Raw genomic sequence first — 23,199 nt, 5'->3', positions numbered from 1 at the left:
CCGTGGCACCTCGGCTCACCCGGACGGCCGATGCCAGGGTTCACCGAGTGTTCACCCGAAGCCGTGCAGGTGCTGGGTTCGACATGTGTCAATATCGACATGTGTCTAACCCAGCCTCCCCGCCGAGGACCTCCCCGCCTGCCCCGAGCGGTCCGGCGCAGGTCGCCGCCCCCCGGCTCTCCGCCCTCGACCGTGGTCTGCCGTTGTGGATCGGCGTCGCGATGGTCCTCGGGCTCGGCCTCGGGCGGTTCGTCCCGGCCCTCGGTGACGTCCTCGAGGCCATGGAGGTCGGCGGCATCTCGCTGCCCATCGGCGTCGGGCTGCTCGTGATGATGTACCCGGTGCTCGCCAAGGTCCGGTACGACAGGCTCGGCGCCGTCGCGGCCGACCGCCCGCTGCTCCTCTCCTCCCTGGTGCTCAACTGGGTGCTCGGCCCCGCGCTGATGTTCGTGCTCGCCTGGACCTTCCTGCCCGACCTGCCCGAGTTCCGCACCGGCCTGATCATCGTGGGCCTGGCCCGCTGCATCGCCATGGTCGTGATCTGGAACGACCTCGCCTGCGGGGACCGCGAGGCCGCGGCCGTCCTGGTGGCGATCAACTCGGTCTTCCAGGTGTTCGCCTTCGCCGGTCTCGGCTGGTTCTACCTGACCGTGCTGCCCGGCTGGCTCGGCCTGGACACCGCGGGCCTGGACATCAGCATCGGGCAGATCGCCGTCAACGTGCTGATCTTCCTGGGCATCCCGCTGGCCGCCGGCTTCGCCTCGCGCTGGATCGGTGAACGCGCTCGCGGCCGCGAGTGGTACGAGGAGCGCTTCGTGCCAGTGATCTCCCCGTGGGCCCTGTACGGCCTGCTCTTCACGATCGTGCTGCTCTTCGCCCTGCAGGGCGACCAGATCGCCGCCCGCCCCTTCGACGTCGTCCGCATCGCGCTGCCGCTGCTCGTGTACTTCGCGGTCATGTGGGGGATGGGCTTCCTCACGGGCCGCGTGCTGCGCCTGGGCTACGCCCGCTCGACGACCCTGGCCTTCACCGCGGCCGGCAACAACTTCGAGCTCGCGATCGCCGTGGCCATCGGCACGTTCGGCGCCGCCTCGGGGGAGGCCCTCGCGGGGGTCGTCGGCCCGCTCATCGAGGTGCCCGTGCTCGTCGGCCTGGTCTACGTGAGCCTCGCCATCGCCCGTCGCTGGTACCAGCAGGACCCGACGGCCGCCCAGACGTCGGTGGCCGGCCGCACCCCGGAGGGACCCTCATGAGCCTCGCCGCACCACCCCAGGACCCGTCACCGACCTCGGAGGGGACGGAGCCCGAGGCGCCCTGCGCCCCGGCTGCGGCTCACGCGATGGGGGCCGAGCCTGCCCGGCAGGTCGCCGCGACCCTCAAGGCCCTCGCCGACCCGCTGCGCCTGCGGATGCTCTCGCTGATCAGCGCGAGCCCCCAGGGCGAGGCCTGCGTGTGCGACCTCGCCACCGTCGGCGAGGTCAGCCAGCCCACCGTCTCGCACCACCTCAAGGTGCTCAAGGACGTCGGTGTCCTGTCGGCCGAGCGCCGTGGCAGCTGGGTCTACTACCGGGTGACCCCGGCGGCCCAGACCGCTGTGCGCAGCCTCCTGAACTCCTTCGCCCCGGCAGCTGCTGAGCGCGTCGCCGGGACGACCACCGAGGCGTCCCCCGGGACTGACGGTCTCCAGCACGCGCGTGCCCTGGAGCGGGTCACCGAGAGGCTGGTCCTGCGCTTCGACGTGCTCGGGGCCGACGTCGTCGCCCGCACCGTGCACGAGTCCTACGCGGCCCTGGTCCGCAGCGCCCGGGTCGCCCAGCACGTGCCGGTGCTCGCCGAGCGGTTCGCCCGCCAGCGCCTCGAGGACCTCGTGCGCGCCGGGACCTCGGACGCCTCGCGCGAACGGCCCCAGGTGCTGTTCGTGTGCGTGGCCAACGCCGGGCGCTCGCAGCTCGCCGCGGCCCTGCTCGCGCGGTACGCCGGGGACGCCGTCGTCGTGCGCTCGGCCGGCTCGGCCCCCGCGGCCGAGGTGCACGGCACCGTCCAGCCGGTGCTCGCCGAGATCCTCGGAAGGGGCGACGGCTCCGCAGACGGCGCCGAGGTCGAGGCCCCGTTCCCCAAGCCGCTCACCTACGACGCCGTCCGCGCGGCCGACGTCGTCGTCACCATGGGCTGCGGGGACACCTGCCCCGTGCTGCCCGGCATCCGCTACGAGGACTGGGCCGTGGGTGACCCGGCCCTCGCCTCCCCCGAGGGGGTGCACGCGATCCGCGACGAGATCGACCGCCGCGTGCGCGCCCTCGTCGCCGACCTGCTCCCCGACCTGCACCTACCTGAGGAGACCCCATGACCGAGAGCGCCACCACCCACCAGACCACTCCCACGCCCGACGGCGACGCGACCGCGGACGGCCGCCCCAGCGCGCTCTTCGTCTGCGTGCACAACGCGGGTCGCTCGCAGATGGCCGCCGGCTTCCTGCGGCACCTGTCGGGCGGGGCGGTCGAGGTGCGCTCGGCCGGCTCGATGCCCGCCGACCAGATCAACCCCGTCGCGGTCGAGGCCATGCTCGAGGTGGGCATCGACATCCGTGACGAGAGCCCCAAGGTCCTCACCACCGAGGCCGTCCAGGCCTCCGACGCCGTGATCACGATGGGCTGCGGAGACGTGTGCCCGGTCTTCCCCGGCAAGCGGTACGAGGACTGGGCCCTGGCCGACCCTGCCGGGCAGGGCATCGACGCGGTCCGCCCCATCCGGGACGAGATCCGCGGCCGCGTCCTCACCCTGCTCGCCCAGCTCGGCGTCGAGCCCGTGGGCACGGCGACCGCCTGAGGGGCCGGGTCCGCGGGCGCCACGTGGGGCGGAGCCGCGGCGGCGCGCGCGGAGTCGGAGCCTGGCAGGCTGGGGCCATGGATCTGCGCATCTTCACCGAGCCCCAGCAGGGCGCCAGCTACCTCGATCTCCTCCGCGTGGCCCAGGCCACCGAGACCCTGGGGTACGACGCGTTCTTCCGCTCCGACCACTACCTGGTGATGGGCGACGGCGACGGGCTGCCCGGCCCGACCGACGCCTGGACCACTCTCGCGGGGCTCGCCCGCGAGACCTCGACGATCCGGCTCGGGACCCTGGTCACCTCGGCGACCTTCCGCCACCCCGGGGTGCTCGCCATCCAGGTCGCCCAGGTGGACGAGATGTCCGGCGGGCGGGTCGAGCTGGGGCTCGGCGCCGGCTGGTTCGGCGCCGAGCACGCGGCCTACGGCATCCCCTTCCCGGACAAGCGCTTCGGTCTGCTGACCGAGCAGCTCGAGGTCATCACGGGCCTGTGGGGGACCCCGGTGGGGGAGCGCTACGACTACAGCGGCAGCCACTACACGCTGACCGACTCCCCGGCCCTGCCCAAGCCCGTCCAGCAGCGCTCGGTGCTGCCCGGGGCTGCGGGGGTCCCCGTGATCGTCGGGGGCAACGGACCGCGTCGCACCCCGGCCCTGGCCGCCCGCTACGCGACCGAGTACAACACCTCCTTCCCCGAGATCGCCGACATCCCCGAGCGCTTCTCCCGCGTGCGGGCCGCCTGCGAGGCGGTGGGCCGCCCGGCCGACGAGCTGGTCTACTCCGCGGCCCTGGTGATGTGCGTCGGGTCCGACGAGGCCGAGCTGGCCCGTCGCGCGGCCGCGATCGGTCGCGAGCCCGGGGAGCTGCGCGAGCACGGGGTCGCCGGCACCGTCAGCGAGGTCGTGGACCGGATCGGCGCCCTCGCCGCGATGGGCGTCGAGCGCCTGTACCTGCAGGTCCTGGACCTGAGCGACCTCGACCACCTCGACCTCGTGGCCCGCGAGGTCAGGCCCCGGCTGGGCTGAGCCCCCGCACACCGTGGGCCGTGCGCACCAGGAGTGCCACGGCCCACCCGGTGAGCAGTACGAGCAGCAGGTTCCGCACCGCCAGGATCCCGGTGACGGTCCCGTCCCCCGTGAGCAGCCCCGCGTAGCCCCACGGGAAGACGAGCTGCGTGAGCCCGGCGGCGCCCAGGGCGAGGCCGGCGCAGGTGGTGACCGTGCGCGTCGGCCTCGAGCCGGCCGCGAGGAGCAGGACGACGGGCGCGGCGAGCCAGGCGAGGAGCTGGGGCGACCCCACCTTGTTGGTCACGACGAGCACGCACACGAGGGCGAGGGCCCCGGGCAGCAGGGCCGCGGCCGCGGTGCCGCGTCGTCGGGCCAGCACGAGGAGAGCGGCCAGGCCGGCGACCGAGGCCGGCAGGAGCAGGTCGAGGACGGCCGTGGCCTGCTGGGTCCCGGGGCCGACCACCTCGTAGGTGACCAGACCCTCGTCGAGCACGATGGTGACGTCCGGGCGGCTCAGGCTCGCGAGCACCCAGCCGGTCGCGGTCACCGACTCGACCTGGAGCCCCCGGTCTCCCTGCGTGGACATGAACGAGGCCACCTGGCCCAGCCCCCCGCCGGCCGCGACACCGGCCAGGACCATTGCGCAGACGGCCGCCGCGGGGAGCACCACCTGCCGCAGCGGACGGGACGCCGCGACGACCACGGGTACCAGCAGGGCGCCGGGGGCCACCTTGATCCAGGCGCCCGCGGTCAGCAGGGAGCTCGCCAGGGCCGGGTGCCGTGCCGCGAGAGCCAGGGCGAGGACCATGAGGGGGGCTGCCACGGCGTCGAGACGACCGACCGCGACGGGCCCGAGCAGCGCGAGGAAGGCCAGCCACCACCAGGCGGCCCGGAACCGGCCCGGACCTCCCTGCCGCAGCAGCACGAGCATCGCGACCGCGTCCAGCACCGTGACCAGGCCGCACCAGGCCAGGGCGTAGCCCACGGTCGAGGTGGCGGTCACGAGCCCCACCAGGAGGATCGGGACCAGCGCACCTGCCGGGTACACCCACGGCCCGTCGACCACCGGCCAGGTGCCGCCCTCGAGGGCCTGGTACGCCCAGGAGCGGTACAGGTCGACGTCGTGGAAGGCCGCTCCCGGCACGACGACGACGCCGAGCCAGGTCAGCCAGGCGTGGACCGCGAGGAAGCCGCCGGCGAGCGCGAGGTGCGCCCGCCTCGAGGTGGGCACGCTCGCGTCAGTACCCCGTCGTCGTGCCGACCACACCCACGGTCGTGACGAGGACGCCGAAGAAGAGCACCGCGATGATGACGGTGAGCAGCGCGAGGCCGATCGTGACGTAGCCCGTGATGAGGCCGGCGAGGGCGAGCCCGTTGCCCTGCTCCTGCGTCTCGGCGATCTGGCGACGCGCGAGGTGCCCGGTGATCACGCCGGCGATCGACCCGACGACCGGGAAGATCGTCAGCCCGGTGATCGAGGCGATCAGGGAGATGAGCGCGAGGGCGTTCGTCGGCCGGTTCGCGGCCGAGGAGTACTGCTGGGCGTAGGGGGCCTGCACCGTGGGGGGCTGGTCGTACGGGGGCGGCGGCTGGGGGGAGTGCTCCGGCTGGGGGCGTCCCCGGTCGTCGGGAGCCTGCTCGTCGGGAGCCTGCTCGGCGTCGCCCGGGGGCGGGGTCTTCTGGTCCATGGTGCTCCTCGTGTCGCTGGTTCCAGCATCGCACAGGGCCCGTGAGGGCACCGGCTGTCGCTAGTGTTCCTCCGGGCACCGTGGAGCGCGCCGCGTCCGCAGGGGTGCCCCGGACGAGGGAGCCCCCGGGGATGAGCAGCATCGGCTGGCGTGTGCACGGTGACGGACGGCGGATCGAGCCGGGGGCCGTCGTCGCCCCGGGCGAGCGTCTGAGCTGGCCGCGCACGGTCGGGATAGGTCTGCAGCACGTCGTGGCCATGTTCGGGGCGACGATCCTGGTGCCGGCGATCACCGGCTTCCCCGCCTCGACGACCCTCTTCTTCTCCGCGGTCGGCACGGTGCTGTTCCTGGTGGTGACGGGCAACCGGCTGCCGAGCTACCTCGGCTCCTCCTTCGCCTTCATCGCGCCCATCTTCGGGGCGATGGCCTCGGGAGGGACCTCGTCCGCGGTGGGCGGCATCCTCGTGACGGGGGTGCTCCTGGCCGTGGTCGGCCTCGTGGTGCACCTGGCGGGCTCCCGGTGGATCGACCTGGTCATGCCGCCCGTGGTGACCGGGACGATCGTGGCCCTCATCGGCCTCAACCTCGCGCCGGTCGCCTGGGGGTCGTGCGAGGAGGTCGTCGTCGACGGGCAGACCCTCGAGCAGTGCGACGGCGTGCGCGGGGCCCCCGTCACAGCGCTGGTCACCCTCGGCGCGATCATCCTCTCGACGGTGCTGTTCCGCGGGATGCTCGGGCGGCTCGCGATCCTGGTGGGCGTGGTCGTCGGGTACGTCGTCGCGTGGCTGCGCGGTGAGGTCGACCTGACCCAGGTCGAGGAGGCCGCGTGGGTGGGGCTGCCGACCTTCATGGCGCCGACCATCGACCTGGCGGTGCTCGCCCTCTTCGTGCCCGTGGTCTTCGTGCTCGTCGCCGAGAACGTCGGCCACGTGAAGTCGGTCGCCGCGATGACGGGGCAGGACCTGGACCCGCTGATGGGCCGCGCCCTCATGGCCGACGGCATGGCGACCACCCTCGCGGGGGTGGGCGGCGGCTCGGGCACCACCACCTACGCCGAGAACATCGGCGTGATGGCAGCGACCAAGGTGTACTCGACCGCCGCCTACTGGGTGGCCGCGGGCGCCGCCCTCGTGCTGAGCATGTCCCCGAAGTTCGGTGCCCTCGTCGGCTCGGTGCCCGTGGGGGTGCTGGGCGGGGCCGCGACGCTCCTCTACGGCATGATCGGCATCCTCGGGGCGCGGATCTGGGTCCAGAACCGGGTGGACTTCTCCGACCCCGTGAACCTCACGACCGCCGCGGTCGCCCTCATCGTGGGGATCGCCGACTACACGTGGATCGCGCCCGGCGGCCTCGAGTTCGCGGGGATCGCCCTGGGGACGGCCGCGGCCCTGGGGATCTACCACCTGATGCGGGTGGTGGCCCGGTGGCGTGGCACCACGGCCGAACCGGCGAGCCCCGCCTCGGTGCCGGGAGGCTCCGAGCTCGAGGGCTGAGCGCTGCGCTCAGCCCTCACCCTCCGCGCCGTCGTCGGCGGGTTCCTCGCCCTCGGCCTCCTCGCCCTCGTCGGAGGTCGAGACCATCGGCGCGGGGGCGGTGAGCAGGGCATCCTCGAGGGGTACGCAGGAGGGGACCGACTCGAGCGGGACCGTGGGGTCGAGGTCGACCACCGCGGGGTCGAGCAGGGACGTGTACTCGGTACCGACGACGAGGTCGACGCCGGGGCCCTCGCGCTGGTCGAGCTGCAGGACGGGGGCCTCGAGGTGGGCCGCCAGGGTGTACGCGGCCTCGAGCCCGGCCTGGCCGAACTGGATCTGCGTCTCGCCGCGGTAGGTGCCCGGGTAGTTGCCCAGCTCGATCTGCTCGAAGCCGCGGTCGCCGAGCTGGGTCGCCACGGTCCGGGCGAGCCCCGCGGTCCCGGCCCCGTTGAGGACCTGGAGCTCGATGCCGGCGTAGCCGACGGGAAGGGTCCCCTCGGGCACGCAGGGCGAGGGGAGGGACTCCGCGGTCGGCGTGGGCGACGGGGTCGTGAAGTCACGGTCGAGGAAGGGCACGGTCATCGCGCCGGTGTAGACCGCTGCCGAGCCGAGCCCACCGATCGCCAGGGCGGCGACCAGGGAGCCGAAGACGACGGCCTGACGCTCGTGACGTCGGCGGCGGCGCAGCGCACGCTCGCGCTCGGCGGGTGAGGCTGCCATCAGGACTCCAGGACCAGGACGCGGGCGTGCAGCACGGGGCGCTGCTGGAGGGCGGCCCGCACGGCGCGGTGCAGCCCGTCCTCGAGGTACATGACGCCCTGGTGCTGGACCACGTGCGCGAACAGGTCGCCGTAGAACGTGGAGTCCTCGGAGAGCAGGTTGTCGAGGTTGAGGGTGCGCTTGGTCGTCACGAGCTCGTCGAGCCGGACCTGGCGCGGAGGGACCTCGGCCCAGTCCTTGGGCGTGGTGAGGCCGTGGTCGGGGTACGGGCGCCCTTCACCCACGGCCTTGAAGATCACGGCAGGAGTCTAGTGCTCCCGGCCGCCGTCGCCTGGTCCGACGGTCCGCGGGTCGGACGTGACGTGTGTCCCGCCCTCCGGGCCCGAGTCGCGCGCGGCCTCGAGCGGGGGCACAGTGACCGCATGGTTCACGCAGCGCAGGGGGCCGAGGCCGATGCCGTCCAGCACCTCGTCGTCATGGGTGTCTCGGGCTCGGGCAAGACGACCCTCGCCCAGATCCTCGAGGACCGCCTCGGCTGGCTCTACGCCGAGGCCGACGAGTTCCACCCTCAGACCAACATCGACAAGATGTCCGCAGGCACCCCGCTCGAGGACGAGGACCGCTGGCCCTGGCTGCGCTCGATCCGTGACTGGCTGAGCAAGAACTCCCGCGCCGGGCAGAGCGCGGTCGTCACCTGCTCGGCCCTCAAGACCGAGTACCGCGACGTGCTGCGCGAGGCCGAGGGCCGGGTGCTCTTCGTCCACCTGACCGCCGACGAGGAGGTCATCGCCTCACGCCTGCAGGGCCGGAGCGGCCACTTCATGCCGCCCTCGCTGCTGCCCTCGCAGTTCGCGACCCTGCAACCCCTGGGCGACGGCGAGGACGGCGCGACCGTGATCGTCGACGTCCCGCCCGACGCCGTGGCCGACACCACGATCGCCGCTCTCGGACTGGAGCCCTCGCGCCGCGAGGACTGACCGCAGCACAGGCGCACCGCGCCACAACCTCAAGGGGACCCGTGGAGACCGAGGAATGGACCCAGACGCTCACGGCGGGACCGCTGCTGGGCATCGCCGCCGGGGCCGTCGCGCTCCTGCTCGTCCTGATCATCAAGTTCCGGCTGCATGCCTTCCTGTCGCTGATCCTGGTCAGCCTCCTCACGGCGCTGGTGTCGGGGATCCCCGCGCCGAGCGTCCTGGACGAGCTGACCAGCGGCTTCGGCGGGACCCTCGCCTCGGTGGCCCTGCTGGTCGGGCTCGGCGCGATGCTCGGTCGGATGGTCGAGACCTCGGGCGGGGCGAAGGTCATGGCCGACACCCTGATCTCACGCTTCGGTGAGAAGCGCGCCCCCTTCGCCCTCGGCGTCGCCTCGCTGATCTTCGGCTTCCCGATCTTCTTCGACGCGGGACTGGTCGTCATGCTGCCGATCGTCTTCGCGGTCGCGCGCCGGCTCGGCGGCTCGGTCCTGACCTACGGGCTGCCCACCGCGGGTGCCTTCTCGGTCATGCACATCTTCGTGCCGCCGCACCCTGGACCGGTCGCCGCCTCCGAGCTGCTGGGCGCCGACCCGGGGGTCGTCATCATCCTCGGTCTCGTCCTGGCGGTGCCGACCTGGTACGTCACCTCGTACCTGTTCGGCGTCTGGGCGGGGAAGCGCTGGGTGCTGCCCGTGCCCGAGATCCTCGGCAACACCCAGGACGAGGACCTGCCCGACAACCCGCCGAGCCTCGGCACCGTGCTGGCCCTGCTCCTGCTGCCGCTCATGCTGATCTTCCTCAACACCGGGCTCAACACCCTGCGGGCCGCGGGCGTGGTCGACGGCGAGGCCACCTGGTACGCCCTGGCCAGCCTGGTCGGCTCGACCCCCGTGGCCCTGCTCATCGCGGTGCTCGTCGCCGCGGTGGTGCTGGGCAAGCGCCGCGGGCGCGACAAGTCGGTCATCGAGAAGCTGCTCGACTCGGCCCTCGGCCCGGTGGCCTCGGTCATCCTCATCACCGGTGCGGGTGGCATGTTCGGTGGGGTGCTGAGGGCCTCCGGCATCGGTGAGGCCCTCGCCGAGGTCCTGGGAGACGTCGGCATGCCGGTGATCGTCGCGGGGTTCCTCGTCGCGACGATCCTGCGGGTCGCGCAGGGCTCGGCGACGGTCGCCCTGACGACGGCGGCCGCGCTGATCCAGCCCGCGGTCGACGCCGGGAGCTACAGCAGCTTCCAGCTCGGGGCCATCGTCCTCGCGGTGGCTGCCGGGTCGGTGATGATCTCGCACGTCAACGACTCGGGGTTCTGGCTCGTGGGGCGGTTCTTCGGCATGGACGTGCGCACCACCCTCAAGACGTAGACGGTGCTCGAGACCCTCATCGGGCTGATGGGGTTCGGGATCGCCGTGCTGTTCTTCGTCCTGTTCTAGGTGACCGCAGGCTCCCCGGGTGGGAGGCTGCGCATCGTGGACACGACCTTGCCGACGGGGGCTGCGGCCCTGCGTCGCCCGTGGCTCCGGCAGCACGGTGCGCGCCTGGGCCGACGACGGACCGCGGTCGGCTGGCTCCTCGCGGTGCTCGGCCCCCCGCTCCTCACGGCGGTCCTGCTGCAGCAGCGCGGGGTGCTCGGGCTGCCCACCGACCTGATGTTCTTCTTCACCCTGGTGGTGACGACGGCCCTGGTCGGGGGCCTGTACCCCTCGTTGGCCTGCGCGCTCCTGGCCTCCTCGCACCTGAACTACTTCTTCACGCGGCCCACGGGCGGTCTCACGATCGCGGACACCGAGAACGCCCTCGCCGTGGTGATCTTCACCCTGGTGGCCGCGGCGGTGGCGTGGATCGTCGGGGTGGCCGAGCGGCGGTCCGGGGAGGCCCGCGCGGCGACAGGTGAGGCCGCCCTGCTCGCCGACCTCGCGCGGGCGGTGCTGCGCGGGCGCGACACCCCCCGGGCCCTCGTCGAGGAGCTCGCCGAGCGGTTCGACGCCCCGGGCGCCCGGCTCTACGCGCGGGCCGAGGACGGCGCCCCCTGGGAGCTCGTGGCGGCCGAGGGCGGAGCCCCCGACCACGACAGCCATGACCAGGACCCGCCGCCGCCCGCGACGGCCGCGGTGGTGGGGGACGTCGCGATCGACCTGCCGGGCCGCGCCCTGGACGAGCGTGACCGCCGGGTGCTGGGCGCCTTCGCCGGGCAGGTCTCCCTCGTGCTGGCCCGCGAGCGGCTGCGCGAGCGGGCGGTGCGTGCCCAGGAGCTCGAGCAGGGCAACGCCATCCGGACCGCTCTGCTCACCGCGGCCTCGCACGACCTGCGCACCCCGCTCGCGGCCACGCGCGCCGCGGTCGACGGGTTGGCGGCCGGGGAGGCCCTGCTCGGTCCTGAGGACCGCGGCGTCCTGGTCGAGACCATCGACCGATCGACCAGCAGGCTCGAGCGGCTGATCGACAACCTGCTCGACCTGTCGCTGCTGCACACGGGGGCGGTGCGTCCGGACCTGCGGGCGGTGAGCCTCGAGGAGGTCGTACCCCTTGCCGTCGAGGGCCTCGAGCCGGCCCCGGAGCTCGACCTCCCCGAGGACCTCCCGCTCGTCCTGACCGACCCCGGGCTGCTGGAGCGCGTGGTCGCCAACCTCGTGGCCAACGCGGTGCGCTTCGCCCCCGCCGGGGTGCCCGTGCAGGTCGTGGCCCGCGCCGTCGGCGCCGCGGTCGAGATCCGCGTGGTGGACACCGGCCCGGGGGTGGCCCCCGAGGAGCGCGAGCTCATGTTCGCGCCCTTCCGTCGCCTGGCGGACGACGTCGACCGCGGGCCCACGGGCGGCCCCGCGGGCATGGGCCTGGGCCTGGCCGTCGCGCGGGGCCTGGCCGAGGCCGTCGGCGCGGGCGTCGCGGTCGAGGACACCCCGGGCGGCGGCCTGACGATGGTCGTCACCGTGGGACTGGCCGGGGAGGGCCTGTGACGTCCGCGCCCCAGCCGGCAGGGCACCGCGTCCTGGTGGTCGACGACGACGCCGCACTGCTGCGGGTCCTGGCGATCACCCTGCGCGCCCACGGCTGGGAGGTGCTGACGGCCCCCGACGGCGAGACGGCCCTGGCCGCGGTCGCGGACCTGAGCCCCGAGGTCGTCGTCCTGGACCTCGGGCTGCCGGACCTGGACGGGCAGGAGGTCCTCACGCGGCTGCGCGGCTGGACCCGCACGCCGGTCGTGGTCCTCTCGGCACGGCACGGCGGGGAGGCCACGATCGCGGCCCTCGACGCGGGGGCCGACGACTACGTGACCAAGCCCTTCGCCGTCGACGAGCTGCTCGCCCGGTTGCGGGCCGCGGTGCGCCGCGCCGAGCCCGCGGTGGGGGGCGGGGCCGTGGTCGAGGCCGGGGAGCTACGGGTGGACCTGGCGCGCAAGCGCGTCGAGCGTCACGGGCAGGAGGTCCGCCTGACCCCGACCGAGTGGGCCATGCTCGAGGTGCTGGTCCGGCAGGCGGGTCACCTGGTCAGCCACCAGGACCTGCTGCACGAGGTCTGGGGCCCGGCCTACGGGACCGAGTCGAACTACCTGCGCGTCTACGCGGCCCAGCTGCGCCGCAAGCTCGAGGAGGACCCGAGCCACCCGGTGCACCTGCTCACCCGGCCGGGCCGCGGGTACGTCTTCGAGCCCTGACGGCCGCCGCCGACCGGTCGTCACCCGCGGCGTCAAGATCCCGTCAAGGTCGGTCTCACCAGGCCCTTCGCGGTGATCGAGGGCCTCAGGGCGGCCGATAGTGGGGAGAAGGAGCTGCCCCACCCGGGGGCGGCACGTGCTGTGGAGCGGCCCGACGATGCTTGCTCTCTCCGTCGGGACCCGGACCCACGTCCCCGCCATCGGTCACGCCACCCTCGGGCGTTCCTTCACCGTGCCCGAGGAGGTCCCGTCCCTCGACGGCGGGCCCGCCGCCCGGCGTGCGCGCGCGGCCCGTCGCGCCTCCCACCACGCCGCCCGACGGCGCCCCGGGCAGCTCGTGGTGGGTGGGTTCGCCCTCGCGATCGCGGTCGGCACGGCCCTGCTGATGCTCCCGGTGTCCTCGACCGGTCCGCGTGCCGGACTGCTCGACGCCCTCTTCACCGCGACCTCGGCGGTCTGCGTGACCGGCCTGGTCGTGGTCGACACCGCGACGGCGTGGAGCACCGTCGGCCAGGTGGTCGTCCTCGTCCTCATCCAGGTGGGCGGGTTCGGGATCATGACCCTGGCCACGCTGCTGGGACTGCTCATCTCGCGGCGCCTGGGCCTCGGGTCTCGGCTGGTCGCCGCGACGGCGACCCGCTCGGTCGGGCTGGGTGACGTCCGGTCGGTGCTCGTGGGCGTCGGCACCGTGACCCTCGCGGTCGAGGTCGTCACCGCCCTGCTGCTCACGGGGCGGCTCATGATCGCCTACGGCGAGCCCCTCGGCCGGGCCCTGTGGCTGGGCACCTTCCACTCGGTCTCGGCCTTCAACAACGCGGGGTTCGCGCTCTACAGCGACAGCCTCATGGGCTTCGCGACCGACGCCTGGGTGTGCCTGCCGATCGCCGCGGCCGTGGTGATCGGCGGTCTGGGCTTCCCGGTGCTCCTCGAGCTGCAGCGCCAGCGTCGCACCCCCTCGCGCTGGAGCCTGCACACCCGGCTCACCCTGCTGGTCACGGTGGTGCTGCTGGTGGTGGGCACGGTCTTCGTGCTCGCGGCCGAGTGGCGCAACCCGGCGACCCTCGGGCCGATGAGCACCCCGGGCAAGCTGCTCGCCGGGTTCTTCCAGGGCGTCATGCCGCGCACCGCCGGCTTCAACAGCGTCGACACCGGAGCGATGAACACCGGGACGCTGCTGGGCACCGACGTGCTCATGGTCATCGGCGGGGGCAGCGGCGGCACGGCGGGTGGCATCAAGGTCACGACCTTCGCGGTGCTGCTGATCGCCATCTGGTCCGAGCTGCGCGGGGACTCCGACGCGACGGCCTTCGACCGCCGGATCGCCCCCGCCGCCCTGCGTCAGGCCCTCGCCGTCGTGGCCCTCAGCCTCGCGACCGTGGTCACGGTGACCATCGCGATCGCGATGACCTCGTCCTTCACCCTCGACCAGGTGCTCTTCGAGGTGGTCTCGGCCTTCGCGACCGTGGGCCTGTCCACGGGCATCACCGCCGAGCTCGAGCACTGGCACCAGGTGCTGCTCATCGTCCTCATGTTCGTCGGGCGGCTCGGCCCGATCACCCTCGGCACGGCCCTCGCGCTGCGCGAGAAGCACCGCCGCTTCCGCTACCCCGAGGCCGCTCCGCTCGTCGGGTAGGCGGGGTCTCGCGCTCCACCCTGGTGCGGGCCTCCCGACCGGCCTACGGTGGGCCTCAGCCGCACCACGCAACCGGAGGTCCTCATGGCCGAACCCGCTCCGACCGAGCCGATCGCCCTGACCGAGCCGATCGCCCTGACCGAGCCGCTCGGCGCGCCGGACCCGCGCGCGGCCTTCCGGGCCTTGCCTGAGCCGGTGGACCCCGCGGACATGGTCGCGGTGAGCGACACCGAGCCGCCGCCCGACCCGACGATGGGCCGGGACAGCGACCACGAGTACATGCTGCGCTACATCTGACCTGCTCCGTAGGGTCGAGGGGTGGCACGCGGCGAGGACACCGTCGACGTCGAGCTCGTCGAGGAGCGCGACGGCGTCGAGGTGCCGTGGGTCGGCGCGGCCGAGCCCGACCGGGCCGCTGACCCTGCGGCCCGCGCGCGTCGTCGTCGGGCCGGGATCGTGTCGGGGGGACTCGTCCTCGCCCTGGTCGGCGGGGCGTTCGGGTGGAGCGGGTGGCAGGACCGGCGCGAGGTGCAGCGGGACGAGGCCCGGGTCGCGGCCCTCGCCGAGGTCCCCGGGGCCGCTCCGTCGTTGCGCGAGCCCCTCGAAGAGCTGTGGAGCACCGAGGTGCCCGCCACGAGCCTGGCCGGCGGGCTGCTGATCACCGTCGACGAGGCCTTCGGTGTGCTGCGGACCTCGGCGCACGACGTCGCCACCGGAGAGCTGAGGTGGCGCCGCGAGGTGGCCCGAGACCCGGGGGACCCCGAACCCCGGGTCGACGCCTGCGAGGCCGCGGTCCAGGACGACCGCGCCCTGCTGTGCGAGGTGCCGAGCACGGGGCAGACCGCCCCCAATACCGATGCCGAGCTCGGCGGGGACCCGCGCCGGCTCGTGGTGCTGGACGCCGAGGACGGCACGGTGCTCCACGTCCGGGACCTCCGCTCGACGACGATCGGCTGGCGGACCCTCGGGGACGACGTGGTCGTGGCCCGCCGTGACGACCGCGACGTCCTTCTCGAGCGGAGCGCCCTGGACGGCACGGTGACCTGGTCCACCCGTGTCTCCGACCTCCTCGAGGAGGGGGCCACCGCGACGAACCTGCGCCTGGCGGTCTCGGACGGGCTGGTGCACGTGAGCGGTCGGGCCGCGGCGGTGCTCGACGCAGACGGCACCGTGCTGGGCCGGTGGCGAGGCCGGGAGGATCGGGACGACAGCCTGCAGGTCACGACGTCGAGCGTGGGCTTCACCGTGGTGCGTGGTCGCGGTGGGACGTGGGCCGATCGCGCGGGCGGCTCCTTGGCCAGCCTGGGTGGTCGGCCCCTCGACGCCACGGTCGACGACGGCGAGCACCCCTACCTCGAGCTGCTCCAGCACGAGGGCAGGGTGCGCGCCGTCGACGTCCGTTCGGGGGGCGTGCGCTGGGGCACCGACGCCGTGGACCGCGCGCTGCTGCGGGTCGGTGACCTCGTCGTGCTCGACGACGCCGACGGGTTGCGCGCCCTCGACCTCCGCACGGGGGAGCGGCTGTGGGAGCGGGAGCACGCCCCCGGGATCTTCCCCCTGTACCCCGTGGTGACCGACGGGGTACGGCTGCTCGTCCCGAGCTGGGACCTCACGGAGGGACGCAGCATGGTCGCCCTCGACCTCGGGTCCGGGGAGGAGGTGTGGCGGGCCCCGCAGCCGAGCGCGGCCAGGGTGGTGCTGGTCGAGCGCACCTTCGTCCACGCGGTGGGCGACAGCCTGCGCGTGCTCGGCTGACCGGAGGGCAGCGCACGCCTACCGTGGGCCCATGGCGGTGGTGCACGAGCTGAGCCGGACCCAGGCGCGCCGGGTCGCGCTGCACGCCCAGCTCCTGACCGCCCGGCGCCCCCCGGACCTCGAGTCGGTCCTGCACCACCTCACCTGCGTGCAGCGCGACCCGGTGGCGGCTGTCGCGCCGAGCGCACACCTCGTGCTGTGGAGCAGGCTCGGCTCGGCCTACGCCCCGCAGGACCTCGTCGACGCGCTCGACCGCCAGGAGGTGGTCGAGCTCCGAGGGATGCTGCGCCCGGCGGCGGACATGGTGCTCTACCGTGCCGAGATGGCCGCGTGGCCGGGCACGGACGACCCGACCCACTGGCGCTCGGGCCGGCAGCGCTGGGTCGAGGACAACGCGGCCTTCCGGCGTGACGTGCTCGAGGCGCTCCGCGCGGACGGACCCCTCCGGGCGGCCGAGCTGCCCGACACCTGCGTCCGGCCGTGGCGTTCGAGCGGGTGGAACAACGCCAAGAACGTCCCCATGATGCTCGAGCGCCTGGTCGAACGCGGTGAGGTGGCCGCGGCCGGGGGCACGGGGCAGGACCGGGTCTGGGACCTGGCGGAACGGGTGTACCCCCCGGGTGAGCCGGTGCCGGTCGAAGAGGCCCGGCGCCTGCGTGACCAGCGCCGCCTCGCCGCCCTCGGGATCGCCCGTCCGGGCGGCACCGCGCAGCCTGTCGAGCCGCTGCACGTGGCGCAGGCGGGGGAGGAGGCGGTCGTCGAGGGGGTCCGGGGCCGCTGGCGGGTGGACCCTGCCCTCCTGGACCTCCCGTTCGAGGGGCGCACTGCCTTGCTCTCGCCCCTCGACCGGCTCGTCTTCGACCGCCGTCGGACGGCAGAGATCTTCGAGTTCGACTTCCGGCTCGAGATGTACAAGCCCGCTGCGCAGCGGCAGTGGGGCTACTTCGCCCTGCCGGTGCTGCACGGTGACCGGCTCGTGGGCAAGGTCGACGCCACCGCCGACCGTCGGCAGGGCGTGCTGCGGGTCGCGGCCGTCCACGAGGACCTCCCGTTCACCGGTGCCATGACTGCAGGTGTGCGGGCAGAGCTCCTGGACCTGGCGACGTGGCTCGAGCTGGATCTCGTCGTGGGGGGCGCGGACCGCTAGGAGGCCGTCGCCTGCCCGGCGGCGAGGGCCGTGAAGTCGACCTCGGCCGTCGTGACGGTGCCCGCGGCGCGACCGGGGGCGGACTGGAACCCCCAGTAGAGGTTGGTGTGCGCCACCACCAGGTCGGGGGAGGGCGCTCCCCAGGCCGACAGGTCCTCGGTCGTGTGGGCATCGCTGACCAAGGTCGCGTCGTAGCCGCGGGCCAGGGCGCCGTGCAGGGTGGAGCGGATGCACCCGTCCGTCTGCGCGCCCGCGAGCACCAGGCGCCCGACGCCGAGGTCGGCGAGGACCCGCTCGAGGGTGGTGCCCTCGAAGGCGTCGCCGTAGGTCTTCTCGACGAGTGGCTCCTCAGCGCTGCGAGACAGCTCGGGCACGACCTGCCAGCCAGAGCTGCCGTGCGCGAGCTGCTCGTCGGAGTGCTGGACCCACACGACCGGCGCGCCCTGCTCCCGGGCGCGGCGGACGAGGGTCGCGACGTTCGCCACGACGTCGTCGCGGCGGTAGGCCCCACCGACGACGTCGTTCTGGACGTCGACCACGAGCAGGGCGGTGCGGGGACGGTTCTCGAGGGTGGTCATGGACGCTCCCTGACGGGCGACGGCGAGGACAGCGGGGACGACCACCACGCTACGGTCGGTTCCGGACGTTCTACTTCCGGAACCGGAGGTGCCATGGGCTCGGACTCCAGCCCTGTCTCCCGCGCGCTGCTCGCCCTCGAGCTCGTCCAGGGCAGCCCCGGGATCTCCGCGGCCCGCCTCGCCGAGCGGCTGGGGGTCTCGGAGCGGGCAGCGCGGCGGTACGTGTCGCTCTTGCGAGAGGCAGGCATCCCGGTCGAGTCGGTGCGGGGCCCGTACGGCGGCTACCGGGTGGGTCGAGGGCTTCGCCTGCCGCCCGTCGTGTTCCGGGCCGACGAGGCCCTCGCCCTGGTCATGGCCGTGCTCGACGGCCACCACGACGCCAGCGACCCGGCCGGCACCGTCGGAGGGGCGATCGGGACGATCATCCGGGCGCTCCCCGGGCCCGTCGCCGCCCAGGCCGAGGCCGTGCGGAGGACGGTGACGCCGATGCCCGACCGGAGCGCGGTCCGTCCCGATCCGGCGACCACCGCCACCCTGGTCCATGCCTGCTCCGACGGGCGGGCGATCCGCCTGGACTACCGGCCCGAGTCGGGGCGTGGGCTGTCGGTCGAGGTCGAGCCCTGGTCCGTCGTCGTGCGGCACGGTCGGTGGTACCTGCTGTGCCGGTCGGTGGAGCACCAGGCGGTGCGGGCCTACCGGGTCGACCGGGTGCGCGCGGTCGAGCTGCTGACGGGAACCGTCGTCCTGCCGCCTGGCCTGGACCCGGCGGCTGTGCTCGAGGAGCACCTCGCGGTCGGCTGGGCCCATGAGGCCGAGGTGCTCGTCGACGCCGGCCCCGAGGAGGTGCGCTCGTGGCTGCCCCGTACCCTTGGCCGGCTCGAGCCGACCGAGGACGGTGGCACGCGGCTCGTGGGGAGCACCAACAACCCGCGGTGGTACGTCCACGAGCTCGCCCGGACGCCGATGCGGTACCGCGTGGTGGGTTCGGCGCCGCTGCGGGAGGCGGCCCGCGCCCTGGGGCGTGAGCTGCTGGCCGCGGCGGGGGACGAGGCCTGACCTGCGACGCCCACCTCAGCCGAGGGCGACGATCATCTTCCCCGTGTTCTGGCCGCCCAGCATGCCGATGAACGCGTCAGGGGCGTTCTCGAGGCCGTGGACGACGGTCTCGTCGGTCTGGATGCTCCCGTCGGCGAGCCACCCGGCCATCCGCTGCGCGAACTCGGGCTGCAGGTGGGCGTAGGTGCCCACGATAAACCCGCGCAGGGTCAGGCCCTTGCCGATCGCGCTGAACATGTTGCGCGGGCCCCGGGCCTCGGCGGCGTCGTACTGGGAGATCGCCCCGCACAGCGCGATCCGCCCGCCCTGCCGGGCCGAGGCGATCGCGGCCTCGAGGTGCTCACCGCCGACGTTGTCGAAGTAGAGGTCGATGCCCTCGGGGGCGGCGGCGGCGAGCTGCTCGGCCACGGGGCCGTCGTGGTAGTCGAAGGCGGCGTCGACCCCGAGCTCGCGCAGCCGCGTGACCTTGGCCGCCGAGCCTGCGCTGCCCACCACCTGCGAGGCGCCGAGCAGCCGGGCCATCTGCACGGCGAGGGAGCCCACCGCCCCGGCGGCCCCGGAGACGAACACCCGGTCGCCCTCGGCGAGCTCGGCCACCGCGGTCAGCCCGACGTAGGCGGTCAGCCCGGGCATGCCCAGGGCTCCGAGGTAGGCCTGGGCCGGGGCGAGGGAGGTGTCCACACGCGTGGTGCGGACGGCGTCGACGACGGCGTGCTCGCGCCAGCCCAGGCCGTGCAGGACGACGTCACCCACGGACCGGTCGGGCGACCGTGAGGCCATGACCTCGCCCACCGCGCCGCCGTCGAGGGGGGCGCCCAGCTGGAAGGGCGGCACGTAGGACTTCACGTCGTTCATCCGGGGCCGCATGTAGGGGTCGACCGACATCGCGGTGGTGCGCACCAGCACCTGGCCCTCGGCGAGCTCGGGCAGGTCGGCCTCGACCAGCGCGAAGGTCTCGGCGGTGGGCCGACCCGTGGGGCGCTGGGCGAGGTGGACCTCGCGGGTGGTGGTCGGGGTGCTCATGCGGCCTCTTCGGTGACCGTGAGGGTCACCTCGACGTTGCCGCGGATCGCGTTGGAGTACGGGCACACCTGGTGGGCCTGCTCGGTCAGGGCCTGGGCCTCCTCGCGGGAGAGGTGGGGCAGCGTGACCTCGAGGGTGATCTCGAGCCCGAACGCGCCGTCCCCCGTGGGGCCGATGCCGACCTGGGCGCCCACGGCCGAGTCCCGGACGTCGGCCTTCGTGGCGCGAGCGACGGACTGGAGGGCGGAGTGGAAGCAGGCCGCGTAGCCGGCGGCGAAGAGCTGCTCGGGGTTGGTGCCGTCCCCGCTGCCGCCCATCTCGCGGGGGACGGCCATCTGCAGGTCGAGGCGGCCGTCCGAGGTGGTGGCGCGGCCGTTGCGGCCCTCGCCGGTCGCGAGGGCGTCGGCGGTGTAGACGATGTTCATGGGGTGACCTCTTCCGTGGCGGTGGTGCTGGTGGTGGTTCCGGTCGGCTGCTGGGTGGTGTGCCGCAGCCGGGTCAGGGTCTGGTGCAGCTGGGCGATCTCCCCGGGGGTGAGCCCGGTGGCGGAGGCCAGGTGGGCGGGGACGCTCTCGGCTCGCTCGCGGAGCGCGGTGCCCCGGGCGGTGAGGTGCACCGAGACGCGGCGCTCGTCCTCGGTCTGTCGGCGTCGCTCGACGAGCCCGAGGGTCTCGAGCCGTTTCACCAGGGGGGAGAGGGTGCCCGAGTCCAGGGCGAGGGCCTCGCCGAGCTCGCGGACCCCGCGACCGTCGCGCTCCCAGAGCACGAGCATGACGAGGTACTGCGGGTAGGTGAGCCCGAGCGGGTCGAGCAGAGGGCGGTACGCGGCGGTGATGGCCCGCGACGCCGAGTAGAGCGCGAAGCAGACCTGACGGTCGAGGTCCAGGTCGGTCGGCATGGCCCGACCCTAGGCCGCAACAGTGGCGTGCACAACTCGGTTGTGCACAAGCGATATGCGCCGGGCAGGGCTAGGCGTCACGCCTGACGCGACGCCTACTCCTCCCAGGTCACCGTCTGGAAGGTCTCGAGGGTCGCGTCGACGAAGAGGCTCACGGTCACGGTGCTCGTGAAGTCGTCGGCCCAGACTCCCGTGCCCTCGCAGACCATGACCAGAGCCTCGGTCCCGGGGGAGGGGGCGGTCACGGTCCCACGCCGGTCCTCGACGAGGGTCGTCTCGGTGAGGCTCACCAGCGGGATCTGCTCCTCGGCCGAGGCCGCCACCTCCTGCGCGGAGATGGCGATCGTCTCGGTCGCGACCTCCTCGCAGGTCGTCGAACGGACGGGTTCGAGCAGGGCCGCCTGGCGCTGGTTCAGGTACACGGGGATCGCGATCGACGCGACGATGCCGGCGATCACCAGCAGGGCGATCACGCCCCCGAGGGCGACGAGCACCGTGAGCCCGGTGCTCAGCCCGCGCCGGGCGGGGGGCGTCGAGGGCCACGCGACCGGGCCGCCCTGGGTCGGGACCTGCCCCTGCCAGGTGCGCTGCTGCTGCCACGCGCCTGCCGCGGGGCTGTGCTGCTGCTGAGCGGCCTGCTGAGCTGCCGTCACGACGGGCGCAGCCGACGCCCAGGCCTGCCCGCCAGGCTGCCGCCCGTGGGCGGCGGGGGCGGCGACCTGCTCGACCGGCTGCTGGGGCTCGAAGGCACCCGCCGTCGCGGCGACGGCGACGGGGCTCGCGCCCACCGGGGTGGCGGCGGTGACGTGCTCGGTCCAGCCCGTGCCGTCGTACCAGCGCAGGTCGTCAGGGCTCTGCGGGTCGGGGTACCAGCCGGCAGGTGGGGTGCTCATGGGCGTCTCCTGGAGATCGGCGCCGCGCGAGGGCGCTCAGACCTCATCGGCACGAGCGAGCCGTTCCTCAAGGGTCACCCCAGGGGTGCGTGCCACCTCAGCAGCGCACCGCGTCCTCCCGGCGCCCCGGTCAGTGCGAAGGTCCCGCCCCCGGCGGCGGCCCGGTCGGCCAGGTTCCGGGTGCCCGAGTGCCGGTCACGCCCGGGGGGCGGCCCGACGCCGTCGTCCTGCACCTCGACGGTCACGGTGCCGTCCAGGCCGGTCCCGGTCACGGCCACACGGAGCTCGACCGCGCTGCAGCGGGGGTGCCGGGCGGCGTTGGCGAGGCCCTCGCGCACCACCGCGACGACGTCGTCGGCCCGGGCTGCGCCCAGGGCGGCGTCGATCCGGTCGACGTCGCCCTGCTCGACCTGCGCCGAGGCCACGGGGCGTCCGTCGAGGGTGATCTCCAGGCTCGCGGGGACCCCGTAGGAGGCGTGCGCCCCGCGGGCCTCGCGACGCACCCGCTCGACCAGGGAGACGGTCTCGTCGGGGCTGTCGAGGGTGCGCACGATGACCCGGATCTGCCGTACGGCCGAGTCCACGCTGTCGCGTGCCCCTTCGAGGACCCCCAGCAGCCCGGGCAGGCGAGCCTCGTCGTCGGCCCGGTGCCGGGCCGTCTCGAGCTGCATGCCCGCGGCGAAGAGCTGCTGGATGGCGAGGTCGTGCAGGTCGCGGGCGATGCGCATGCGTTCGTCGTGCAGCGCTGCGGCGTCCTCGGCGTGCCGGGCCTCGGCGAGGACGAAGGCGAGGGCCGCCTGCCCCGCGAAGGACTGCGCCAGGGTCAGGTCGCTCGGGGTGAACGGCGGCGCCCCGAGGCGGCGCAGCACCATGAGGACCCCGACGCTCTCGCCCGCCGAGCGCAGCGGGGCGTACAGGGCCGGCCCGTAGCCCTGCAGCTCGGGCATGATCCCCGGGATCCGGGCGAGGGAAGGCACGATCTGGCCGTGACCGCTCCGGAAGGCGCTCCAGGCACGCCCCGTGCGCGGCAGCACCACCCCGAACAGGTCGTCGTACCCCTGACCGTCGACGATCTCGAGCACCAGCTCCCCGTCGATCCCCGGCAGGGCCAGGGCGACGGTGTCCGCCCCGTCGATCTCCCGGGCCGAGCGTGCGATCTGGCTGAGCACCTCCTCCTGGTCCGCCCCCTCGAGCAGCATGGTCGTGATGCGCTGCCCGGCGGTGAGCCAGCCCTCGCGGCGGCGCTCGACGGCGTAGAGCTCAGCGTTCTGGATGGCCACCGCGGCGGCCGCGGCCAGGGCCCCGACGACGGCCTCGTCCTCCTCGTCGAACCCGGTCTCCTTCTCGGAGAGGTACAGGTAGCCGTAGACCGCGTCCTGCACGCGGACCGCGGTGCCCAGGAACGAGCCCATGGGCGGGTGCCCGGCCGGCAGGCCCCCGAAGGCCGGGTGCTGGGTGAGGTCCTCGAGGCGCAGGAACCCCTCGGCCGGGATCCGCCCGAGCACCCCGGTCGCGTGCGGCGGGTGGGCCAGGGCTGCGACCGTCTCGGGGGTCACGCCGCTCTGGACGAAGGTGGTCGAGGCCCCCAGGTCGTCGAGGATGTTGATGGCCCCGTAGCGCGCGCCGGTCATCGCGGTCGAGGCGTCGACGAAGCGCTCGAGGAGGCTGGGCAGGTCCAGGTCGGCCGCGAGGTCCAGGACCGCGCGCAGCAGGTCGGTCGCCGCCGTCGCGGTCGCGGCCGTCGTCGTGGCCGCACGGTCCTGCCGCCCCATCGTCCCCACCCCCGTCGTCGCGGACGCGGGCCGCGCGGGGCCCGCCCCTCCAGGCCCGGTCGGCTGCGCCCGGTGCCGCGGTCACGCTAGCGCCGCCACCGGTGC

At 74.1% G+C, this 23,199-nt stretch carries 24 protein-coding genes; 14 read left to right on the top strand and 10 right to left on the bottom strand.

Features of this window, described 5'->3' with window-relative positions; all coding sequences use genetic code 11:
* Window positions 1-101: 101 nt before the first annotated feature.
* The 4 genes from arsB to J4G33_RS13440 all read left to right on the top strand — a co-directional run bounded on the left by arsB (window position 102) and on the right by J4G33_RS13440 (window position 3,851).
* The gene (arsB, locus tag J4G33_RS13455) at window positions 102-1,253 is read left to right on the top strand and encodes an ACR3 family arsenite efflux transporter (protein ID WP_307793900.1); all 1,152 of its coding nucleotides are present in this window, start codon (window positions 102-104) and stop codon (window positions 1,251-1,253) included.
* Complete coding sequence (locus J4G33_RS13450; RefSeq protein WP_208056506.1) at window positions 1,250-2,347, top strand: metalloregulator ArsR/SmtB family transcription factor; 1,098 nt, start codon at window positions 1,250-1,252, stop codon at window positions 2,345-2,347. The genes arsB and J4G33_RS13450 overlap by 4 nt, the downstream gene beginning before the upstream one ends.
* Window positions 2,344-2,826: an arsenate reductase ArsC gene (locus tag J4G33_RS13445; protein WP_208056505.1), complete on the top strand. Its 483-nt coding sequence runs from the start codon at window positions 2,344-2,346 to the stop codon at window positions 2,824-2,826. The genes J4G33_RS13450 and J4G33_RS13445 overlap by 4 nt, the downstream gene beginning before the upstream one ends.
* A gap of 77 nt (window positions 2,827-2,903) precedes the next feature.
* On the top strand, window positions 2,904-3,851 hold the full coding sequence (locus tag J4G33_RS13440) for an LLM class F420-dependent oxidoreductase (protein ID WP_208056504.1): 948 nt from the start codon (window positions 2,904-2,906) through the stop codon (window positions 3,849-3,851).
* Here J4G33_RS13440 and J4G33_RS13435 read toward each other — a convergent pair.
* Both J4G33_RS13435 and J4G33_RS13430 read right to left on the bottom strand, forming a co-directional pair.
* The gene (locus J4G33_RS13435) at window positions 3,832-5,064 is read right to left on the bottom strand and encodes a glycosyltransferase 87 family protein (protein ID WP_208056503.1); all 1,233 of its coding nucleotides are present in this window, start codon (window positions 5,062-5,064) and stop codon (window positions 3,832-3,834) included. The two genes, J4G33_RS13440 and J4G33_RS13435, sit on opposite strands and share 20 nt — an antisense overlap.
* A 7-nt stretch (window positions 5,065-5,071) precedes the next feature.
* A complete protein-coding gene (locus J4G33_RS13430) occupies window positions 5,072-5,521 on the bottom strand; it encodes a DUF4190 domain-containing protein (protein ID WP_208056502.1) in 450 nt (149 codons plus the stop codon).
* Between the two features lie 131 nt (window positions 5,522-5,652).
* On the opposite strand from J4G33_RS13430, the gene J4G33_RS13425 reads away from it, so the two are divergent.
* Window positions 5,653-7,014, top strand: coding sequence for a uracil-xanthine permease family protein (locus J4G33_RS13425; protein ID WP_208056501.1), 1,362 nt, complete (start codon window positions 5,653-5,655; stop codon window positions 7,012-7,014).
* A gap of 9 nt (window positions 7,015-7,023) precedes the next feature.
* Here J4G33_RS13425 and J4G33_RS13420 read toward each other — a convergent pair whose 3' ends face one another.
* Together J4G33_RS13420 and J4G33_RS13415 are read right to left on the bottom strand one after the other, a co-directional pair.
* Window positions 7,024-7,716 (bottom strand): LytR C-terminal domain-containing protein, encoded by a 693-nt coding sequence (locus J4G33_RS13420; RefSeq protein WP_208056500.1) that lies wholly within the window; start codon window positions 7,714-7,716, stop codon window positions 7,024-7,026.
* Window positions 7,716-8,015, bottom strand: a complete 300-nt coding sequence (locus J4G33_RS13415; protein WP_208056499.1) for a type II toxin-antitoxin system VapB family antitoxin — start codon at window positions 8,013-8,015, stop codon at window positions 7,716-7,718. The genes J4G33_RS13420 and J4G33_RS13415 overlap by 1 nt, the downstream gene beginning before the upstream one ends.
* 123 nt (window positions 8,016-8,138) lie before the next feature.
* On the opposite strand from J4G33_RS13415, the gene J4G33_RS13410 reads away from it, so the two are divergent.
* The 8 genes from J4G33_RS13410 to J4G33_RS13375 all read left to right on the top strand — a co-directional run bounded on the left by J4G33_RS13410 (window position 8,139) and on the right by J4G33_RS13375 (window position 16,874).
* Window positions 8,139-8,693: a gluconokinase gene (locus tag J4G33_RS13410; protein ID WP_208056498.1), complete on the top strand. Its 555-nt coding sequence runs from the start codon at window positions 8,139-8,141 to the stop codon at window positions 8,691-8,693.
* Between the two features lie 41 nt (window positions 8,694-8,734).
* On the top strand, window positions 8,735-10,051 hold the full coding sequence (locus tag J4G33_RS13405; protein WP_208056497.1) for a GntP family permease: 1,317 nt from the start codon (window positions 8,735-8,737) through the stop codon (window positions 10,049-10,051).
* A 105-nt stretch (window positions 10,052-10,156) separates the two neighbouring features.
* Window positions 10,157-11,641, top strand: coding sequence for a sensor histidine kinase (locus J4G33_RS13400; protein WP_208056496.1), 1,485 nt, complete (start codon window positions 10,157-10,159; stop codon window positions 11,639-11,641).
* Window positions 11,638-12,339, top strand: coding sequence for a response regulator transcription factor (locus J4G33_RS13395; RefSeq protein ID WP_208056495.1), 702 nt, complete (start codon window positions 11,638-11,640; stop codon window positions 12,337-12,339). The genes J4G33_RS13400 and J4G33_RS13395 overlap by 4 nt, the downstream gene beginning before the upstream one ends.
* 157 nt (window positions 12,340-12,496) lie before the next feature.
* Entirely contained in the window at window positions 12,497-13,972 is a 1,476-nt protein-coding gene (locus J4G33_RS13390) for a TrkH family potassium uptake protein (RefSeq protein WP_208056494.1), read from the top strand.
* An 84-nt stretch (window positions 13,973-14,056) separates the two neighbouring features.
* Entirely contained in the window at window positions 14,057-14,269 is a 213-nt protein-coding gene (locus J4G33_RS13385) for a hypothetical protein (protein WP_208056493.1), read from the top strand.
* 21 nt (window positions 14,270-14,290) lie between these two features.
* On the top strand, window positions 14,291-15,727 hold the full coding sequence (locus J4G33_RS13380; protein WP_208056492.1) for an outer membrane protein assembly factor BamB family protein: 1,437 nt from the start codon (window positions 14,291-14,293) through the stop codon (window positions 15,725-15,727).
* Window positions 15,728-15,758: 31 nt separating this feature from the next.
* Complete coding sequence (locus tag J4G33_RS13375) at window positions 15,759-16,874, top strand: DNA glycosylase AlkZ-like family protein (RefSeq protein WP_208056491.1); 1,116 nt, start codon at window positions 15,759-15,761, stop codon at window positions 16,872-16,874.
* Here the strand turns inward: J4G33_RS13375 and J4G33_RS13370 are convergent.
* Complete coding sequence (locus J4G33_RS13370) at window positions 16,871-17,452, bottom strand: cysteine hydrolase family protein (protein ID WP_208056490.1); 582 nt, start codon at window positions 17,450-17,452, stop codon at window positions 16,871-16,873. The two genes, J4G33_RS13375 and J4G33_RS13370, sit on opposite strands and share 4 nt — an antisense overlap.
* A gap of 93 nt (window positions 17,453-17,545) precedes the next feature.
* Here J4G33_RS13370 and J4G33_RS13365 point away from each other — a divergent pair, with 93 nt between their 5' ends.
* Window positions 17,546-18,508, top strand: coding sequence for a helix-turn-helix transcriptional regulator (locus J4G33_RS13365; protein ID WP_208056489.1), 963 nt, complete (start codon window positions 17,546-17,548; stop codon window positions 18,506-18,508).
* A 15-nt stretch (window positions 18,509-18,523) separates the two neighbouring features.
* On the opposite strand, the gene J4G33_RS13360 is transcribed toward J4G33_RS13365, so the two are convergent.
* The 5 genes from J4G33_RS13360 to J4G33_RS13340 all read right to left on the bottom strand — a co-directional run bounded on the left by J4G33_RS13360 (window position 18,524) and on the right by J4G33_RS13340 (window position 23,094).
* A complete protein-coding gene (locus J4G33_RS13360; protein WP_208056488.1) occupies window positions 18,524-19,531 on the bottom strand; it encodes an NADP-dependent oxidoreductase in 1,008 nt (335 codons plus the stop codon).
* Window positions 19,528-19,956, bottom strand: coding sequence for an organic hydroperoxide resistance protein (locus tag J4G33_RS13355; RefSeq protein WP_208056487.1), 429 nt, complete (start codon window positions 19,954-19,956; stop codon window positions 19,528-19,530). The genes J4G33_RS13360 and J4G33_RS13355 overlap by 4 nt, the downstream gene beginning before the upstream one ends.
* On the bottom strand, window positions 19,953-20,429 hold the full coding sequence (locus tag J4G33_RS13350) for a MarR family winged helix-turn-helix transcriptional regulator (RefSeq protein WP_208056486.1): 477 nt from the start codon (window positions 20,427-20,429) through the stop codon (window positions 19,953-19,955). Before J4G33_RS13350 ends, J4G33_RS13355 begins: the two co-directional genes overlap by 4 nt.
* Window positions 20,430-20,524: 95 nt before the next feature.
* The gene (locus tag J4G33_RS13345; protein WP_208056485.1) at window positions 20,525-21,322 is read right to left on the bottom strand and encodes a DUF2510 domain-containing protein; all 798 of its coding nucleotides are present in this window, start codon (window positions 21,320-21,322) and stop codon (window positions 20,525-20,527) included.
* A gap of 74 nt (window positions 21,323-21,396) precedes the next feature.
* On the bottom strand, window positions 21,397-23,094 hold the full coding sequence (locus tag J4G33_RS13340) for a sensor histidine kinase (protein WP_208056484.1): 1,698 nt from the start codon (window positions 23,092-23,094) through the stop codon (window positions 21,397-21,399).
* Between the last annotated feature and the right edge of the window lie 105 nt (window positions 23,095-23,199).

Source organism: Actinotalea soli (assembly GCF_017565425.1).
GTDB classification, from domain to species: Bacteria; Actinomycetota; Actinomycetes; order Actinomycetales; family Cellulomonadaceae; genus Actinotalea; species Actinotalea soli.
Note: the sequence above shows the minus strand (reverse complement) of the source record. Positions and strands in the feature narration are given on the sequence as shown.